Origin of the sequence: Streptomyces boncukensis, assembly GCF_011045075.1 — a bacterium.
GTDB lineage: Bacteria > Actinomycetota > Actinomycetes > Streptomycetales > Streptomycetaceae > Streptomyces > Streptomyces boncukensis.
In genome coordinates this window covers 1-1,339 of record NZ_JAAKZZ010000959.1, presented here as the reverse complement: position 1 = coordinate 1,339, position 1,339 = coordinate 1, and the positions used below count along the sequence as shown (strand labels likewise).

General features: G+C 64.7%; 2 protein-coding genes. Both read left to right on the top strand.

Annotation, left to right across the window (positions count from 1 at the left end; all coding sequences use genetic code 11):
• The first annotated feature begins 175 nt into the window (after positions 1–175).
• Positions 176–1,057: a helix-turn-helix domain-containing protein gene (locus G5C65_RS37310; protein ID WP_165303468.1), complete on the top strand. Its 882-nt coding sequence runs from the start codon at positions 176–178 to the stop codon at positions 1,055–1,057.
• A complete protein-coding gene (locus G5C65_RS39940; RefSeq protein WP_206442710.1) occupies positions 1,054–1,266 on the top strand; it encodes a DUF397 domain-containing protein in 213 nt (70 codons plus the stop codon). Before G5C65_RS37310 ends, G5C65_RS39940 begins: the two co-directional genes overlap by 4 nt.
• Positions 1,267–1,339 lie beyond the last annotated feature (73 nt).

The window sequence follows — 1,339 nt, the reverse complement described above, 5'->3', positions numbered from 1 at the left end:
AGGGGGGGGTACGGGGTGGACGCGGCTCCGGCCATGTCGTCACCTCTCGTGATGAGTTGATGCCGTACGTGACTGTGAGCAACCATGGCAGCACGCCAGGTATGACAGCAAGCTGCTTGGGGAAATTCCCTCATCTCGTTGACACCAGAGAACCGCACAGCAGAGGATGCACCGCATGGCCAGGAGAAAGGGCGTGGCGCCGAAGTCGGTGTACCGACGCCAACTTGCCGACCGCCTGCGCGATCTACGCGAGGACACCCATCTGACACTCACCGAGGTGACGGACCAGGTCGAGGTCGGAGCGTCGACGCTGAGTCGGATCGAGACCGGCGACAGGGGAACGTCACCGCTACTGGTGAAGGCGCTACTGGACTGCTACGGGGTAACGGACGCCACTACACGCGAGGATGTGCTCGATCTCGTCCGGGCCGACCAGGCACACGAGCGGCCCTGGTGGCGCAAGTACGCCGCCGCCATCAACACCACCCAGTACGGAGGATTCCTGTCGCTTGAGTCCAGCGCGACATACTTCCGCAGTTACGAACCCTTGCTCGTCCCCGGCCTCTTGCAGACCGAGGAGTACGCGCGTGAGGTCATCGCCGAGGTCCGCAAGGAGCTCGCACCCCGGGAAGTCGAAGCGCTCGTCAAGGTGCGCATGCAGCGCCAGCAGCTCCTCGAAGGCGATGACCCCCTGAAGCTGTGGATCATCATTGATGAGGCATCACTGCGCCGACGGGTGGGCTCCCAGCAGCTGATGCGGCAACAGATTCAGCACCTTCGGATGGCTTGCGACCATCCCAGCGTCACACTGCAGATGCTCCCGTTCGATGCGGGTGCCCACCAGGGCCTCCTCGGCTCCTTCGTCATCATGGACTTCCCCGACCCGACGCCGGAAGTAGTGTGGGTGGAACATATCTTCGGCAACTCCGTCTGCTTCGACGACCGCAAGAACGTCGACAGTTACGCCGAGGCGTTCGACCACCTCCGCGCCTTGGCGGCGGGGCCGCCCGAGACACGCAGGAGGCTCGACAGTCTCACCAAGGAGCTCGCACCGTGAGAACCAGCGTCAGGTACCAACCGCAGTCCGCGATCGCATGGCGCAAGAGTTCGTACAGCGGCGGCGATGACAACTGCCTCGAAGTCACCGTTGCCGGAGACGTCGTCGCGTTGCGGGACTCCAAGGACACCGCGCGCCCGTACGCGAAGGTCAGTCGCGCGGCGTGGCGGCACTTCCTCTTCTCGGTCGCCGGGGGCGCCGTCCGGTGACACAGGCGAGACGGCAGGGCATCGCTTCGCTGAGCCCTGCCGCCTTCTGCTGCCTGCTCGCTCTCCTACGGCT

What these genes read in the sequence shown, in the direction of transcription:
- G5C65_RS37310 (WP_165303468.1), top strand. Translation starts at nt 176, where the DNA reads ATGGCCAGGAGAAAGGGCGTGGCGCCGAAGTCGGTGTACCGACGCCAA.